At 64.4% G+C, this 16,274-nt stretch carries 12 protein-coding genes; 6 read left to right on the plus strand and 6 right to left on the minus strand.

Features of this window, described 5'->3' with window-relative positions; all coding sequences use genetic code 11:
* Positions 1-30 precede the first annotated feature (30 nt).
* From J2X54_RS07500 to J2X54_RS07510, 3 genes are all read right to left on the minus strand, one after another.
* On the minus strand, positions 31-2,127 hold the full coding sequence (locus J2X54_RS07500; RefSeq protein ID WP_310179547.1) for a TonB-dependent siderophore receptor: 2,097 nt from the start codon (positions 2,125-2,127) through the stop codon (positions 31-33).
* A 75-nt stretch (positions 2,128-2,202) separates the two neighbouring features.
* Positions 2,203-2,703 (minus strand): hypothetical protein, encoded by a 501-nt coding sequence (locus J2X54_RS07505; protein ID WP_310179548.1) that lies wholly within the window; start codon positions 2,701-2,703, stop codon positions 2,203-2,205.
* Between the two features lie 54 nt (positions 2,704-2,757).
* The gene (locus tag J2X54_RS07510) at positions 2,758-3,549 is read right to left on the minus strand and encodes a poly(3-hydroxybutyrate) depolymerase (protein WP_310179549.1); all 792 of its coding nucleotides are present in this window, start codon (positions 3,547-3,549) and stop codon (positions 2,758-2,760) included.
* 423 nt (positions 3,550-3,972) lie between these two features.
* Here J2X54_RS07510 and J2X54_RS07515 point away from each other — a divergent pair, with 423 nt between their 5' ends.
* The 3 genes from J2X54_RS07515 (at position 3,973) to J2X54_RS07525 (ending at position 7,002) form a co-directional block, all read left to right on the plus strand.
* Entirely contained in the window at positions 3,973-4,401 is a 429-nt protein-coding gene (locus tag J2X54_RS07515) for a transcriptional repressor (RefSeq protein ID WP_310179550.1), read from the plus strand.
* A gap of 86 nt (positions 4,402-4,487) precedes the next feature.
* A complete protein-coding gene (locus tag J2X54_RS07520; RefSeq protein WP_310179551.1) occupies positions 4,488-5,762 on the plus strand; it encodes a GTP-binding protein in 1,275 nt (424 codons plus the stop codon).
* A gap of 52 nt (positions 5,763-5,814) precedes the next feature.
* Positions 5,815-7,002, plus strand: coding sequence for an esterase-like activity of phytase family protein (locus J2X54_RS07525; RefSeq protein ID WP_310179552.1), 1,188 nt, complete (start codon positions 5,815-5,817; stop codon positions 7,000-7,002).
* On the opposite strand, the gene J2X54_RS07530 is transcribed toward J2X54_RS07525, so the two are convergent.
* On the minus strand, positions 6,968-8,635 hold the full coding sequence (locus J2X54_RS07530; RefSeq protein ID WP_310179553.1) for an ATP-dependent DNA helicase RecQ: 1,668 nt from the start codon (positions 8,633-8,635) through the stop codon (positions 6,968-6,970). The genes J2X54_RS07525 and J2X54_RS07530 overlap by 35 nt on opposite strands.
* 114 nt (positions 8,636-8,749) lie before the next feature.
* On the minus strand, positions 8,750-9,136 hold the full coding sequence (locus J2X54_RS07535; protein ID WP_070247696.1) for an OsmC family protein: 387 nt from the start codon (positions 9,134-9,136) through the stop codon (positions 8,750-8,752).
* Positions 9,137-9,282: 146 nt separating this feature from the next.
* Here J2X54_RS07535 and J2X54_RS07540 point away from each other — a divergent pair, with 146 nt between their 5' ends.
* The gene (locus J2X54_RS07540; protein ID WP_310179555.1) at positions 9,283-11,550 is read left to right on the plus strand and encodes an outer membrane beta-barrel family protein; all 2,268 of its coding nucleotides are present in this window, start codon (positions 9,283-9,285) and stop codon (positions 11,548-11,550) included.
* 57 nt (positions 11,551-11,607) lie between these two features.
* On the opposite strand, the gene J2X54_RS07545 is transcribed toward J2X54_RS07540, so the two are convergent.
* The gene (locus tag J2X54_RS07545; protein WP_310179556.1) at positions 11,608-12,777 is read right to left on the minus strand and encodes a branched-chain amino acid ABC transporter substrate-binding protein; all 1,170 of its coding nucleotides are present in this window, start codon (positions 12,775-12,777) and stop codon (positions 11,608-11,610) included.
* A gap of 122 nt (positions 12,778-12,899) precedes the next feature.
* On the opposite strand from J2X54_RS07545, the gene J2X54_RS07550 reads away from it, so the two are divergent.
* Positions 12,900-14,060, plus strand: a complete 1,161-nt coding sequence (locus tag J2X54_RS07550; RefSeq protein WP_310179557.1) for an aminotransferase class I/II-fold pyridoxal phosphate-dependent enzyme — start codon at positions 12,900-12,902, stop codon at positions 14,058-14,060.
* Positions 14,061-14,063: 3 nt separating this feature from the next.
* Positions 14,064-16,265, plus strand: coding sequence for an ATP-binding protein (locus J2X54_RS07555; protein ID WP_310179559.1), 2,202 nt, complete (start codon positions 14,064-14,066; stop codon positions 16,263-16,265).
* Positions 16,266-16,274: the final 9 nt, after the last annotated feature.

Genomic DNA, 16,274 nt, shown 5'->3' on the forward strand with positions numbered 1-16,274 from the left:
CAGTCGCGCACCGAACTGCGCATGAACTGCTCAATAACTGGCACGCAATTGCAGGTATCCGGTACGTGGCGCACCAACCATGCGCCCGGCATTGCCATCGACATTACGGGTGTAATAACGCCGGTCCGCCAGGTTGTTCACCCCTGCCATCACCTCGTAGCCAGGTTTCCCTTTCACTTTCCAGCCCACTTGTGCATTCCACAGGCGGAAACCGGGGATCGCTCCTGCGCTGCCGTTGGCCGCTTCGGCCACGGTATTGGCGGCGTCCGAGTACTGGCGGGTCTGGTGCGTGCCCGACACGTTGAAGCTCCACGCGTCGCGCTTGTAGCGCGCGCCCACGGTGTCGGTGCCGCGCGAGTAGAACGGCACGTCCAGCCCGGCCGTGGCGCCCGACTCCTGGATCGCCTTGGTGTAAGTGTAGTTGGCGTACAGGTTCAGGCCCGCCAGCGCGCCGGCTTCGTCGAAGCTGTAGTCGAATGCCGATTCGATCCCTTCGTGGTTGGTCGCGCCAATGTTCTGGAACGTGGCCGGCAGTGTGCCCGGCACCTGCAAAATCTGGTTGTCGAACTTGAGCTTGAAGGCGGTCAGCTCCGCGCTCACCGCGCGGTTCTTCCAGCGCGCACCAAGCTCGACGGTCTTGGCCACTTCCGGATTGAGCGGATTGGTGGCGCTTTGCGAATTGAGCTGGGTGTTCTGCACCGCGCCGAACGACGTGGTGTAGTTGGCGAACACGGTCAGCGCCGGGTTGACCAGGTAGGCCACGTTCAACGACGGCAGCGCCTTGTTGTTGTCCGAAGCGAAAGCTGCGCTGCTGCCCGCATCGCGCCGGTCAGAGCGGATGCGCTCGTAGCGTACGCCGGGCGTGATGCGCCAGGCGCCAATGGCGATGCGGTCGTCGATGTACACCGAGTGGGCATCGGTGGCATTGTCGAACCTGGTGGTGGCGCCTTGCACGCCAGTGGCAACCGTCACGGCATAGTTGTTGTCGTCGCCGCGCTCGCGCAGGAAGCGGTAGCCGGTCGTGACATCGTGGGTGAGGCCGGCAGCAGTGAAGCGCTGGGTGTACCGCGGCTCGATGCCCAGCACCTGGTAGTTGCGCGGCTGCCAGGTGACCTGGGTACGGGCGGCGTTGATCAGGGCGCTCTGGCGGAAGCTCTCGTTGTAATAAGCCTTCACTTCGAATTCCTGGGTGGCCGAGATGGTGTTCAGGTAGCCGACGTCGCCGCCCTTGCGCTCGCCGCTCCAGAAATCCGTGGGCCGGGTGTTCTGGAACGGATCGGCGGCGTACTGCGCCACGGTCAGCCCACCCGGCGTGCGCGAATTGACGTCGAAGTACGTCAGTTTGCCGTACACCTCGCTGTGGGCGTTGAGCGGGTAGCGGAATTTCAGCGCCACGTCGTTGAGCTTGTCGTTGCTGGCGGTGCGCCAGCCGCCGCCATCCATGCCCGAGTACATCAGCGCCAGGCCCAGGCCATTCTCCAGCGTGCCGCCGAGGAAGGCGCTGTACTGGGTGTTATGCCCGGTCTCGCTGTAGTCGTTGTAGCGCACCGAGACATCGCCGCTCAGCGCCCCGTCCGGGATCGACCGGCTGCGAAAATTGATGATGCCGCCCACGTTTTGCGGACCGTAGCGCACCGCGCCGCCGCCGCGCACCACGTCGATCGATTCGATGTTGTTCAGGCTGACCGGGGCGAACGATAGCTGCGGCTGGCCATACGGGGCCACTGCCAGCGGAATGCCGTCGAGCAGGATGGTGGAACGCGGCGAATAGCGCCCGGTCAGGCCGCGCACGCCGATATTGAGCGAAATGGCGCTGCCGGCGGTGCCGGAATTGTCGGTGGCCTGCACGCCCGGCACGCGGCGCAGCACGTCGCCGATGTCGAGCGCGCCCGAATCCTCGATGTCGTCCTGGTTCACCACCGTGCGTGCGCCGGCGAAATTCCTGACGCTGTTTTGCAGCCCGGAGCCGAGCCAGCTGCCGGTCACCTGGATGGTTTCCATCGGCGCCGCGGCGCGCTCTTGCGCCTGCTCTTGTGCATGCGCCAAGGGCATGACCAGCAGCGCCAGCGCTGCGGCCATGGAAGTCAACGGGAATGGTGGTGCAAGGTGCAAAGTCTGGAGGGGCATGGCAATGAAAGGAGTATCATGAAAGTGACAATGATAACACTTCTCATTCGCATGTTCATCCCTCCTTGGGACTGGTTATTGGCCTTTGGCAGCTTCAGCCAGCGCCCGATCGGACAGCACGGTGGCGGCGGCGCTGGTGGAGTTGAGCAAGGTGCCGGCCTGTTCCGCACTGTTCTGCAATACCTGGCCCAGGTCCTTGAAGAAGCCGACCGTTACCAGGCCAACCTCGTCGGTGGAAACGGTCTGGCGCAGGTCGCTGGCATAGGACTCGGCGCGCGCGCTCACCTGCTGCAACACCTCTTTTTGCTGGGCGGCCAGGCCCTCCAAAAACTGCGCCTGCAGTGCGAACAATTGTCGCACCGACGCCGCCGCGCCGCCGCTTTGCACCAGGTCCAGCTGCGCATGCAGCGCATTGAGGCCAGTCGAGGACTGCTGAGCACTCCATTCGCGGCCGGCAGCGATGGCCGCCTGCGCCGCTTGCGCGAACGGCGCCAGGGCCGCAAAAGGGGCGAACGTGGCGGATGGCGCCAGCGAGGCCGGGATGCCGAACAACGGTTGCAATGCCTGGGTAGTCATGTGATGCCCTTTCGGTTGGTGGACTTGCAGTGGTCAAGCGTGTCAAGGGAGGATTCAGGGCCGGGCGGCAGCCAGCGGCTGCCCCAGGCGGTCGAGCATGGCAACGATGGCGGCCATTTGCGGCGCGTTGCGGGTATAAAAAGTGCGCTGCGCCGGGTTGTCGTCGCTGTAACCCCAGAAATCCCAACATCCCTTGGGATTGAACGGTATGCCATTCGACAGTACCGCCTGCGGATAGAGCACGATGGTGCGGTTGGTGTCGGCATACTGGTTGTAGCCGGTGCCGTTGTAAAACCGGTCACCGAGGACGGCGGCGCCCTGCTGGCAACCGTGCAGCGCGACGTGGACCTTGCAACCGCCCTGCTCGCAATCGGCGGGAATATAGGCATACGCGGTCTGGTCCATGCTGCTGCGCCGCCCTTTCACGAACTCGGCCTGGTCGAAGCTGACGATCTTGCCCTGCCTGTTCGTAGCCGGCGCCGTGCTGCCGGGATAAATATGGGCCAGCAATTCCTGCGATTGTTCGAAGCCGCAATTATTGATATACGGACTGTGGGTCGTGCTGCACGGCACGGCCTGCGGATTGTTGACGATGATGGAATGGCCGGCGTTGACGTCGTGCCGATAGACGATGTTGGCAGGCGGCGTCTGCGCCAGGCTGTAATACGTGGGCACCGTGGCCGCGACCAGCGGCTTGACGGTCTGGTCGTTGGTGCCGCTGAATACATACACGCGCTGGCGCGCCAGATATTCCACGTCGTCGATCCAGTCGCGGTGGGCGAAATAGCGCGCATTGCTCAGCGATACGGCAGGCAGCGGGCCGACCGCAGCATTGACCGGGCTCATACAGGTCGCCGTGGCGTTTTGCAGCGGCGTCAGCGCCGGATAAGTACCGGCACAATAATAAGGTCCGGCCGCTATTACGCCCACGCCAATAAACCTGCTGGAATAAGCGGTCGCCAATTGCGCGGCCATAAAACCACCGGACGATATTCCCGATACCGATGTTTGAGATAAATCAACACCCATTGCTGGTAAAGGCGTTATAGCCCGCGTAATAACTGGAAGCATGCCCAATATAATCAACAGCGGCAAGCGTGATAATCGGTGACTTTTCATTCAAACCTCCTTGGATTAGAATATTTACGGGGAACAATTAATACTAAACCGATTATCAACTTATTAAAAGACATCTTGATGACTATTTTTCGGTACCGCGCGTCCAGCCACCTTGCCATAGCTGCAGCGCAGCCGTGGTAACATACGCGGATGCAAACATCCACCTCAGACCAGGCCGAAACACTGATACGCGCGACCGGCGCCCGCGTCACGCGCCAGCGCGTGACCGTGCTCGAGTTTTTGATGGGACAGGAAAAGTCGCTGACCCACCACGATATCCAGGCCCTGCTGCCGGACGAGGCGCTCGATTCGGTTACCCTGTACCGGGTGCTCGAATGGCTGACTGAGAACGAACTGGTGCACCGCATCGCGGGCGCCGACCAGGTCTGGCGTTTTCGCGCCGGCGCCGGTCATCACTCGCACGAACATGCGCACTTCCAGTGCACCCGTTGCGAAGAAGTCACCTGCTTTACCGACGTGCCGCTGCCGCGCACGATCAAGCTGCCCAGCGGCTTCCAGAGCCAGGAAATGGATTTCCTGATCAAGGGCACCTGCCCGCACTGCGCCACCAAAAAATAGCCGCGCACGATCCACGCTAATGCAACAAGCTTGCATTAACGATCAATCGGACTTATGATGCAACTCGATTGCATTTAAGGACCGCTATGACCACCCTTCCCCAACCACTGGCCGATGTGCGCCTGCCCGTTACCGTTCTTTCCGGCTTTCTCGGCGCCGGCAAGACCACCCTGCTCAACCACGTGCTGGCCAATCGCGAAGGCTTGCGCGTGGCGGTGATCGTCAACGACATGAGCGAAGTTAATATCGATGCGTCGCTGCTGCGCCACGGCACGGAAAATGCCGGCGCCGCGCTGTCGCGCACCGAAGAGAAGATGGTGGAGATGAGCAACGGCTGCATCTGCTGCACGCTGCGCGAAGACCTGCTGCTGGAGGTGCGCAAGCTGGCGGCGGAAAACCGCTTCGACTACCTGCTGATCGAATCGACCGGCGTGGGCGAGCCGATGCCGGTGGCCGCCACGTTCGACTTTGCCGACGAAGACGGCGCCTCGCTCAACGATGTGGCCCGCATCGACACCATGGTCACCGTGGTCGATGCCGTCAACCTGCTCAATGATTACAACTGCGCCGACTTCCTGGCCCAGCGCGGCCAGAGCGCAGGTGAAGGCGACGACCGCACCCTGGCCGCGCTGCTGTCGGAGCAGATCGAGTTTGCCGACGTGATCGTGGTCAGCAAGACCGACCTGGTCACCATCGAGCAGATGGGCGCGGTACGCGCGGTGATCAAGGCGCTCAACCCTACCGCCAAAATGGTGCTGGCAGAGCAAGGCCGGGTGCCGCTGCACGAGATCCTGGGCACCGGCAAATTCGACCTTGACCGGGCCAGCCAGATGGCCGGGTGGGCGCGCGAACTGGCCGGCATCCACACGCCGGAAACCGAGGAATACGGTATCGCCAGCTTCGTCTTGCGCGAACGCCGTCCGCTGCACCCGCAGCGCTTCAACGAGTTTCTCGACCTGGCGCTGCCGGGCCTGATACGCGCCAAGGGCTATATCTGGTTTGCCAGCCGCCCTGACTGGGCAGTGGCCTATTCGCGTGCCGGCCGCATTGCGTCGGTAGAGCCGGTGGGCCAGTGGTGGGCCGCCAGCGACCGCGCCAACTGGCCGCCGGTGGGCGACGCCGACCCCGATGGCATTGAAGCGGCCTGGGTGGAGCCGTTCGGCGATCGCCAGAACGAACTGGTCTTCATCGGCGCGGACCTGGATCGGCCGGCCCTGGAAGCCGCCTTCCGCCGCTGCGTGCTGACCGACCGCGAACTGGCCGCCGGCGCCGCCGCCTGGATAACCTACGTCGATCCGTTCCCGGCCTGGAGCCGCGAAGACGAGCTGGAAGATCTGGAAGCGTCAACAGCGAAGGCCTGACAGGCACCACCGGGGCCGCTATACTGCACGCTTTCCCGACCTGAGCAATGTCATGGCCGTCCTGCCCTCCCCTGTTCGCACCGCCCTCGCCGCCGCCAGCTTGCCATTTTTGCTGTTGCTGAGCTCCCACGCCAGCGCCGAAACGCTGGCCGCCGCACCGGTATCTGCATCGACGCGCACGCCGGAATCGATCACCTCGCTGCGCCTGATCGGCGAACAACGGCTGCCGTGGCGCCAGCGGTACAGAGGCACGATGGTGGGCGGCCTGTCGGGCATCGACTACGACGCCGCGCGCGGCGAATGGGTACTGATCTGCGACGACCGCTCCGAGCATAATCCGGCGCGCTACTACCGCGCCAGGCTCGACTACGACCAGCAGTCGTTTCGGCGAGTCGCCTTGACTGGTGTGACCACGTTGTTGCAGGCCGATGGCTCCGCGTATCCATCGAAGAAGACGTTCGCGCGCCGGGGCGGCGCCGTGGCCGACCTGGAAACGTTGCGCGTCGATCCGCGCGATGGCGCGATCTGGTACGGCAGCGAAGGCGATGTCACGCTCAAGCTCAATCCCTTCGTGCGCCAGGCCGACGCCAACGGCAGCCTGCGCTACGAGTTGCCGCTGCCGCCGCTGTTCGACGTGGCAGTGGACCAGAGCAGCGGCCCGCGCAACAACCAGGCTTTCGAAGGCATGAGTTTTACGCCCGACGGCGCGTCGCTCTGGGTGGCGCTGGAAGGGCCGTTGTACCAGGACGGTCCGGCGCCCACGCCAGCACACGGCGCGATCAGCCGTATTACCCGCTTCGCCCGCGACGGCACGGTGCTGGGCCAGTACGCCTACGCGCTGGAGCCGATTCCGGCAGCGCCGGGCAAGGGCAAAAACGCCGACAACGGCATCTCGGAAATTATGGCGCTGTCCGATACCCGCATGCTGGTGCTGGAACGTGCGGGCGTGCAGAACGATAAAGGCCGCTATCGCAATTACGTGCGCCTTTACGAGGTGGAGACCGCCGGCGCCACCGATATCGCGCAGTTGGCCACGCTGGCCGGCGCCAGCTACACGGTGATGACCAAGCGCCTGGTGCTGGACCTGAATCAGGCCGGCCTGCGACGGGTGGACAACCTCGAAGGCATGGCCTTCGGCCCGCGCCTGGCCAACGGCCACGCCAGCCTGGTACTGGTTTCGGACGATAACTTCAATGACAAACAGGTTACGCAGTTCCTGCTGTTCGAGGTAATGCCATAGCACTGGCGGCGGCCACCAGCGGCGCAGGAGCCAGTTCAGGCAATGCGCCCGTGCCGAGCGGGGGCACGCCCGGCTCAGTGGCCGTATCGATGGCCGTATCGATGTCCGCCGCGGTAGCCAGCTCGATGGGCTGGTCGAACGACGACAGCTGGATCGCCGGCGGCGACAGGCAGTTATCGCACTTGCAGCACTGCTCGAAGCCGGGCGCAGCGTCGCCGAAATAATCGAGCAGCAGCTTCCAGCGGCAGTAGCCGCTCTGGGCATAGCCGACCATTTGCTCGAGTCCCTCGCGGTCGCGCTCGTGCTTGTCGGCGTACACCCGCGCCATCTCTTCGTACTGCGCGGCCTTCGGTTCGGTTTTGGCCAGTGAATAATCGAGCTTGCGGCTGCGCTTGAGCAGCTTGCCGTCCTTGAGCATCTTCAGGCAGATTTTCAGCTGGCTGGCCGAGATGTGTTCGAGCCTGGGCTTCAGGTCGGCCTCGGTAAACGCGGCGCGCTCGTTGCTGGCCACAGCCTGGCGGGCAGCTTCATACACCGCGCGCAGTTCCTCGGCTTGCGGATAGTGCTTGACCAGGAAGAACTGCTGCAGGCGCTTGTCGGCGTGGTAGTACAGCAGCGTGCATTCGGCGTCGTGTCCATCGCGCCCCGCCCGGCCCGACTCCTGGTAATACGCTTCCAGGTTGGCCGGCACCTGCAAGTGGATCACGAAGCGCGTGTCCGGCTTGTCGATGCCCATGCCGAACGCGTTGGTGGCCACCATCACGCGGCGCTCGCCGCTCATGAACAGATTCTGGTTTTCCACCCGCTCGCCGGCGCGCAGCTTGCCGTGGTAGATCGCCACGCTTTCGCCGGCATCCTTGAGTTGCGCATGCATTTCCTCGGCCGCCTTGACGGTGGCGGCGTAGATGATGCCCACGCCTTCGGTGCTGCGCACCAGCTCCAGCACCTCCGCCGTCTTTTCGGACGGGTTGGTGACCTGCTTGACGCGGTAGTGCAGATTGGGACGGTAGATGCCGGTGTTGACCACGGCCATGCGCGGACGGCCCAGCTGGGTGCGGATATCCTTGATCACGTCATCAGTGGCGGTGGCGGTGAGCGCCAGCACCTGCGGACGCCCAAGCGCTTCCAGGGCAGCGCCGATTTCCAGGTAGGCGGGGCGAAAATCGTGGCCCCACTGCGAGATGCAATGGGCCTCGTCGATCACTACCAGTGCGATATCGCTGTCCTTCAGTAACGCCAGGAAGTCCGGCGTGATCAGGCGCTCCGGGGTGCAGAACACGATGTCGTGGGCAGCGCTCTCGATGCCTTCGAGCGCCGCCAGTTCGTCGGCGCGCGACAGGCTGCTGTTGATTTGCGCAGCGCTGGCGATGCCGGCTTCCTCGAGCTTTTCGGCCTGGTCCTTCATCAGCGAGATCAGGGGCGAGACCACCACCGTGAGCCCTTGCAGCAGCCGCGCCGGCAACTGGTAGCACAGCGATTTGCCGCTGCCGGTAGGCATGACGGCCAGCGTGTCGTGACCGGCCAGCACGCTGTCGATGACGTTGCGCTGGCCATCGCGCAAAGCTTCGATGCCGAATACCTTGCGCAGCAAGGTGGTGATTTGTTTGCTCTGCGGGGCTGACGGGGCTTTCATGGGGGACTCTCTGGTGGTGTGGATCTATGGCCAGAGTAGCCAACCGGTTAACAATGCACTGTGCGCCAGCACACCGCGCGGCTTAACCGGTAGTCACGATTTGCAACGGGATTGTCATGCAACAGTGGTATCGATACGGGCGCCGGTTTTGAGCGTCATCGTCACCGGCGTGCGCTCGGCGATATCGGCCAGCCGCGCCACCTGTTCCGCATCGAGCGCGCCGGTCAGGTGCAAGGTGCGGGTGATGACGGTACCGTCATCGCTGCGCTTGAGGTGCAGGTCCACCTGCACCGCCTCCAGCGGCCACTGCTTGCGGTCGGCGTACATGCGCAGCGTGATCGCCGTGCACGAGCCCAGGCCCGCGAGTAAAAAATCGTAAGGCGCCGGTCCCGCGTCCTGGCCGCCGTTGCGTGGCGGTTCGTCGCCAATCAGCTTGTGTCCACCCACCTCGATCTCGGTGGAATACATGTCGCGCCCGATGCGGGCAAATCCTTGTGCCATGGTTGAATCTCCTTTCCGGTATTTTAGCTCCCAGGATACAAACTTCACACCAGCTTCACCTAAGTAAAGTATTGTAAATGGCAAGTATTAAGGCATTGCTTCTGTAAAATAGCCGCATTGGCTTACTTTCATCATTTACTTCCCCCATGCAAAAGATTCTCCTGACCTGCTCCCTGCTGACGTCGCCCATGTGTGCGCTGGCCCAGACCACCGCCGCGCCAGCGGCCGCCCCGGGGGCCAAGCCCGGCGCCGTCAAGGCCGACGAGGCGCAGGTGGTGCCATCGGTGACGGTGGCGGCAGAGCGCCCCACCAACCGCATCGACCGCCAGGTGTACGATGTCAAGTCCGATGTCTCGAGCACCAACGGCACCGCTGCCGACGCCTTGAACAACGTGCCGTCGGTGGCGGTCGATCCCGATGGCACGGTGTCGCTGCGCGGCAGCAGCAATGTGCAGATCATGATCGATGGCAAACCGTCGGCCATGCTGCAGGGCGAGAACCGCGGCGCGGCGCTGCAAGCGATGCCAGCCGACGATATCGAATCGGTGGAAGTGATCAACAACCCCGGCGCGCAGTTCGGCAACGAGGGTGGCGGCGGTCCGATCCTGAACCTGGTCATGCGCCGCAACCGCAAACCTGGCGGTTTCGGCTCGGTCAACGCCAACGCCGGTACCGAGGGGCGCTACAACAGTGCCGTCAACGGCAGCTACAACGAGGGACTTTGGGGCTTCCAGGGCGGCCTCAATGTACGCCATGACGGCCGTAATTCCACGTCCGAGGTGACCCGCGAGCGGCTCGATCCGCGCACCGGCCAGTACGTGCCCAGCACCCAGGATGCGGTAAGCAAGGGCCTCAACGACATGGTCGGCGCCAACGGCACCGTCAGCTACAATATGAACCAGTCCGATACGCTGACCGGCAGCGCATCGTTCATGGGGCGCGGCAACGACCAGCGCTCGACCGAACACTATGTGAACGGCGCCACCGGCTTCAAGCCCGCCAACGACTACGTTCGCAACACCGCGCGCAGCGGCGACGCCAAAAACTTCGGCTGGGGCGCGCGCTACGACCACAAGGGCGAACTGCCCGGCGAAACCCTCAAGATCGACCTGCGCGTGTCGGCATCCGAAAACGACAGCGACACCAGCTACGCCAGCGACTACGCCACCGGCGCCGACAACTTCGGCCGCACCGACCCGCGCGCATTCCAGCACAGCGACACCAGCACGCGCGTGATCGACTTCACCGGCGACTACAGCCGGCCGCTGTGGGGCGGCACCACCAATGTCGGCTACAAGGTGGCGCGCACCACGAACAATTTCGACACGCTCTACACCGACATCGACCCGGTCACGAATATCGCGATCATCAATCCGTCGCGCACCAACCGCTTCGATATCGAGGAAACCGTGCTGGCCCTCTACGGGACCTACCAGATGCGCCTGTCCGAGCGCTGGGGCCTGCTGGGCGGCGTGCGCACCGAGCACACCGACATGGACATCCACCAGGTCACCAGCGGCATCGAGGCAAAGAACAGCTACATCAACTTCATTCCGAGCATGTTCGCGACCTATAAGGTCTCGGACGACGCCAATCTGCGCTTTGCCTACGCGCGCCGCCTGCGCCGTCCGCAGGCCAACGATCTCAATCCGTACGTGACCTACCGCGACGAGTTCAACGTCTCATCCGGCAACCCGGACCTGAAACCGACCAAGACCGATTCGTTCGAGGTCGGTTACGAGACCAAGTTCGGCGGCCTGGAGACCAACCTGCGCGGCTACTACCGCCGCGACACCGACGCCATCGTCGACTACCGCTACTTCATCGCCGACAACGTGCTGCTCACCACGCGCCAGAACGGCGAAGGCAGCCACTCGAGCGGCCTGGAATTTACCGTCAGCGGCAAGCTCACGCCCACGCTCACGCTCAATACCAGCGGCAACCTGATGCGCAGCCAGCAGCGCTCGCAGGATGAAGCGGGCGTCATCACCAGCCGCACCGCCAATTCGCTCAGCGGCCGCGCGCGCCTGAACTGGCAGATGACCACCGCCACGCAAGTGCAACTGGCGCTGCAAATGCAGGGCAAAACGCTGTCGGGCCAGGGCTACCGCTCGCCCAACAATACCGTCAATATGAGCGTGCGCCATGCTTTGAGCAGCCAGTGGAACCTGGTGGCCAACGTCACCGACATCTTCGACCGCAACAAGATGGAAACCATCGTCAACAGCACCACGCTGCGCGAAACCAGCACGCGCCGCTTCGACGGCCGCGTGTTTTACGTGGGCCTGTCGTACCGCTTCGGTGGGGTCAACAGCAACCGTAGCGAGGGTGAAGGCGGCTTCCGTCCGCGTCCCGGTGGTCCGGGCGGACCTGGCGGTCCCGGTCCCGGCGGCTTTGGCCCGCCCGGCGCTTGACGGATAAAAAAACGCCCGGGGCTTCACAGCCGCCGGGCGTTTTTCATATCTCCACGATTACTTCACCACCGCGACTTTTACGCGCTTGCCCTTCTGGAACGTGAAGATGGTCAGCGCCCCATCCTTGATGTCGCCGCGCGCATCGAACGAGATATCGCCGGTCACGCCCTTGTGGTGGATCTTCGCCAGGTAAGGCAAATACTTGACCGGGTCGGGCGAGCCGGCCTGCTGCATCGCATCGACCATGGTCATCAAGGCGTCGTAGGTTTGCGGCGCATAGGTCTGCACCTCCACGCCAAAACGCTTCTTGTACGCGGCCTTGAAATCGGTCAGCGCCTTTTCCTGCGCCGGCGCCACGCCGCCCGCTTCTGCGCATAAAACCTGGTCGTCGTTCATGCCGTCGCCGGCCAGGCGCGGCACCGAGTCCGAGCACATGCCGTCGCCGCCCATGAACTTGACCGGGAAGCCCAGCTGCTTCATCTGGCGCAGCATCGGCGCAGCTACCGCATCCATGCCGCCGTAGAACACCAGGTCGGGCTTGGTGGCCCGGACCGTGGTCAGGATGGCGTTGAAGTCGGTGGCCTTGTCGGTGGTGTACTGGGTGCTGACGATGGCCGCGCCAGCCGCCGGTCCCAGGCGCTTGATATTTTTGGAAAATTCATCGGCAAGACCCTTGCCGTAGGCGGTGCGATCGTCGATCACGGCGATGCGCCTGGCCTTGACGTTTTGCAGCGCGTAGCGCGCCAGCGCCGCCCCCTGCTGCTCGTCGTTGGCGATATTGCGGAACGCCGACGCGAAGCGCTGGCGCGTGTACTGCGGATTGCTGGCCGACGGCGAGATCTGCGGAATGCCGGCATTGAAGTAAATGCGCGACGCCGGGATGGTGGTGCCCGATACCTGGTGGCCGATCACGCCATTGACCTTGGCATCGACCAGTTTTTGCGCCACGGCCGTGCCCTGCTTGGGATCGGATCCATCGTCCTCGGCCTGCAGCACGATCTTGTACTTCTTGCCGCCGATGACCACGCCCTTGGCGTTGAGTTCTTCGACCGCCATCCGGGCGCCGTTTTCATTGTCCTTGCCCAGGTGGGCGGCGGTGCCGGAGGTGCCGGCCGCGTGGCCGATCTTGATGATGTCCTGCGCGTTGGCGAGTGCCGGAAGGGCGGCGCTTGTCAATCCCAGCGCGACGGCCAGGGCGATTTTTGGTGCGTGTGTTGGGTACGGCATACAACTCCTTACGAATTTAGCCGGTTAGGATACCATCCGACAAGATAGTCTGCCATCAGTAGATGCCGCACAGCTATTTACGTAATATACTTATTACCTAACCGCATAAGTCATTGATCACTATGGAAATTTCCCGTCGCATCGCGAAGTCCCGACCACTCGCCACCACCGCCATGCACGGCCGGGTGGACGCCATGAAGGACCGCGGTGAGCACGTCATCGATTTTTCCATCGCCATCTCGCATTTCCCCGCACCGCCCGCCGTCCTCGCTGCCATGCACGAGGCGCTGCAGCGCCCCGCCCTGCCCTACACCGCAGTCGGTGGCGACGCCGGCGTGCGCGCCCGGCTGGCCGCCCGGGTCGGGCGCGAGAACGGCATCGACGCCGCGCCAGCCGACATCCTGGTCACCAACGGCGCCAAGCAGGCGCTGTACCAGGCGCTGTACGTGATGGCCGATCCGGGTGACGCGGTGATCATTTTCAAGCCATACTGGCCGGCGTACGTGGCCACCAGCGAACTGCTGGGCCTCAAGCCGATCCTGGTCGATCTGCCGAGCCAGATCACCACCGAGCTGCTCGACAGCCTGCCACCGGCCAGGATCCTGATCCTCAATAATCCGCACAACCCCACCGGCGCCCTGCTGTCGGCCACGGAACTCGCGTGCATCGCCGCCTGGCTGCGCAAGACCGGCACCCGCGCCATCGTCGACGAGAGCTACGAAAAACTGGTATTCGACGGCGCCCACCACAGCCTGGCGGCGCGCCCCGACTGGCGCGAGCTGGGTGTGGTCACGCTGTTCTCGGCGTCGCAAAGCTATGCCATGATGGGCTGGCGCGCCGGTTTCGCAGTAGCCCCGGCGCCACTGGTGGCAGCCATGGAAACCGTGCAGGGACCGATCACCGCCGCCGCGCCGATGCTGATCCAGCTGGCGCTGGCGGCCGCCTTCGAATCGGACGACACGCCCGAGTCGAAGGCCATGCTGGCCGACTACCGCGCGCGGCGCGACCTGGTGCTGGACCTGACCGCCAACCTGCCCTGGCTGACAGTGCGCACACCGGCCTCGGGCCCGTACCTGTGGCTCGACGTCGCGCCGCTGGGACTGGACACGGTGGCTGCGTCCGAGCAGCTGCTGGCCGAACACGCGGTGGCGGTGATGCCCGGCGACGCCCTGGGCGTACCCGGCTACCTGCGCATCGGCTTCATCGCCGACGACGTCGCCACCTTGCGGCGCGGCGTGCAGGCCATCATCGCATTCGGCAACCAGCGCCACGGCGGCCGTTGAACGATGGCGTTCCTGCTCTTCAGCCTCAACAGCCTGCGCGGACGCCTGCTGCTGCTGGTGGCGCTGGCAATCGCCCCGATCGCCGTGATGACCATCATCAGCGGCATCCGCGAGCATGACCACGCCATCAGCGTGGCCGAGGAAAACCTGCAACGCCTGACCAACCTGGCCGCCGCCAACGAAGCGCAGTCGATCGAAAGCGCGCGCCAGATCCTGCGCGACCTGGCCAGTGTGCCCGACCTGATGAAAGACCAGGCCCGCTGCAACAACCTGCTCGACAGCATCCAGCGCCAGAACGGCGACTACGCCAACTTTGGCGTGATCCAGCTGAACGGCGACGTCAACTGCACCGCGATCCCGTCGTCGGGACAGGTCAACCTGCGCGACCGTTCGCACTTCCGGCGCGCCGTGCATCTCAAGCGCTTCGTCGCCGGCGGCTATATTTTCGGCCGCGTGATCCAGAAGCACACGGTCAACCTCACCTACCCCATCCTCGACGACGACGAGCAGGTGCGCGGCGTGGTGTTTGCCGCCATGGACCTGACCAAGCTCGATCGCTTTGTCGCCGACATCCAGCTGCCACCGGGCTCGGTGCTGATGACGGCTGACTCGGAAGGCAAGATCATCGCCCGCAAGCCGAACCCGGAGCAGTGGTTCGGCAAGCCGGTCTGGCCCGAGCTGCGCGCCGCCATGGCGGGCGAGCCGGGCAAACCGGTGCAGCTCACCGGCCCCGATGGCGTGGAGCGGCTGCACCGCTTCGCCCGCGTGGGCAACAACGGCCTGACCGACTACACCGTCACCATCGGCATCCCGGTGGCGGACATTACCGCCGTGGCCCGCCGCGACCAGGTGATGGACCTGCTGGCGCTGGCCGTGACGCTGGTGCTGGCCATGCTGGCCGCGTGGTTCGTGGGCGACGTGCTGGTGCTGCGCCGCGTGAAAATGCTGGCCACCACCGCCAACAGCATCGCCTCCGGATCGCTGGGCGCGCGCAGTGGCATCGCTTACGGCAAGGAAGAAATCAGCGAACTGGCGCGCGCGCTCGACGCCATGGCCGCCGCCTTGCAGGACAAGGAGCGCCAGCACCTGAAAGCCGAGGCGCAGCTGCGCCTGGCCGACCAGCGCAAGGACGAATTTTTGGCCATGCTGGCGCACGAGCTGCGCAACCCGCTGGCGCCGATCAGCGCCGGCGCCCAGCTGCTACGCAGCGGCAACGCCTCGCCGGCCGCCGTGGACCGCACCGCCGACATCATCGTGCGCCAGGTGAACCACATGACGCGCCTGATCGACGACCTGCTGGACGTTTCGCGCGTCACCCGCGGACTGGTGACGATCACGCGCGCGCCATTGAACGTGGCTGCCGTCGTGGCGGACGCCGTGGAACAGGCCGAACCCATGATGCGCGCACGCCAGCACCGCTTCGAACTGGTGATGCCGGAACAGCCATTGCAGGTGATGGGCGACCACAAGCGGCTGGTGCAGGTGCTCGTCAATGTGCTCAACAACGCCGCCAAGTACACGCCCAGCGGTGGCGAGATCGTGCTACGGGTGCAGGAGGACGAAGGCAATGTGCGGCTGCAGGTGCGCGACAACGGCATCGGCATGTCGCACGAACTGCGCGGCCGCGTGTTCGAACTGTTCGCCCAGGCCGACCGCAGCTCCGACCGCTCCGAGGGTGGCCTGGGACTGGGACTGGCGCTGGTGAAAATGCTGGTGGAACTGCACGGCGGCACGGTGACGGTGGACAGTGGCGGCGAACGCCAGGGCAGCACGTTTTCCATCGTGCTGCCGGCCACCGAAGCGCAAGTGGTGCCAGTGGCGACCAAGCCAGTCAGCGCCACCGGTTCGCTGCTGCGCGTGCTGGTGGTGGACGACAATGTCGATGCCGCCCAAACGCTGCAACTGCTGCTCGAAGCGGCAGGCCACGAGGTGGTGGTGGCGCATACCGCGCACGGCGGGCTGGAGGCGGCGCAGCGGCTCGAACCGCAACTATGCCTGCTCGACATCGGCCTGCCCGACCTGAACGGCAACGACCTGGCGCGCGGCCTGCGCATGCTGGGCGCCAGCAAGCACGCCACGCTGGTGGCGGTGTCCGGCTATGGCCGCCGCGAAGACCGCGAGATCTCCAAGGCGGCCGGCTTCGACCATTATTTTGTCAAGCCGCTCGACCTCGATGCGCTGCTGGCGGTGATCGCGAGGCTGTAGGGGTAATCC

The organism is Duganella sp. 3397 (assembly GCF_031456625.1).
GTDB classification, from domain to species: domain Bacteria; phylum Pseudomonadota; class Gammaproteobacteria; order Burkholderiales; family Burkholderiaceae_D; genus Rugamonas; species Rugamonas phyllosphaerae.

Bases quoted from the DNA above. Each gene is read 5' to 3' on its own strand.
- J2X54_RS07500 (WP_310179547.1), bottom strand. From the start codon at position 2,127: ATGCCCCTCCAGACTTTGCACCTTGCACCACCATTCCCGTTGACTTCC.
- J2X54_RS07505 (WP_310179548.1), bottom strand. From the start codon at position 2,703: ATGACTACCCAGGCATTGCAACCGTTGTTCGGCATCCCGGCCTCGCTG.
- J2X54_RS07510 (WP_310179549.1), bottom strand. From the start codon at position 3,549: ATGAGCCCGGTCAATGCTGCGGTCGGCCCGCTGCCTGCCGTATCGCTG.
- J2X54_RS07515 (WP_310179550.1), top strand. From the start codon at position 3,973: ATGCAAACATCCACCTCAGACCAGGCCGAAACACTGATACGCGCGACC.
- J2X54_RS07520 (WP_310179551.1), top strand. From the start codon at position 4,488: ATGACCACCCTTCCCCAACCACTGGCCGATGTGCGCCTGCCCGTTACC.
- J2X54_RS07525 (WP_310179552.1), top strand. From the start codon at position 5,815: ATGGCCGTCCTGCCCTCCCCTGTTCGCACCGCCCTCGCCGCCGCCAGC.
- J2X54_RS07530 (WP_310179553.1), bottom strand. From the start codon at position 8,635: ATGAAAGCCCCGTCAGCCCCGCAGAGCAAACAAATCACCACCTTGCTG.
- J2X54_RS07535 (WP_070247696.1), bottom strand. From the start codon at position 9,136: ATGGCACAAGGATTTGCCCGCATCGGGCGCGACATGTATTCCACCGAG.
- J2X54_RS07540 (WP_310179555.1), top strand. From the start codon at position 9,283: ATGCAAAAGATTCTCCTGACCTGCTCCCTGCTGACGTCGCCCATGTGT.
- J2X54_RS07545 (WP_310179556.1), bottom strand. From the start codon at position 12,777: ATGCCGTACCCAACACACGCACCAAAAATCGCCCTGGCCGTCGCGCTG.
- J2X54_RS07550 (WP_310179557.1), top strand. From the start codon at position 12,900: ATGGAAATTTCCCGTCGCATCGCGAAGTCCCGACCACTCGCCACCACC.
- J2X54_RS07555 (WP_310179559.1), top strand. From the start codon at position 14,064: ATGGCGTTCCTGCTCTTCAGCCTCAACAGCCTGCGCGGACGCCTGCTG.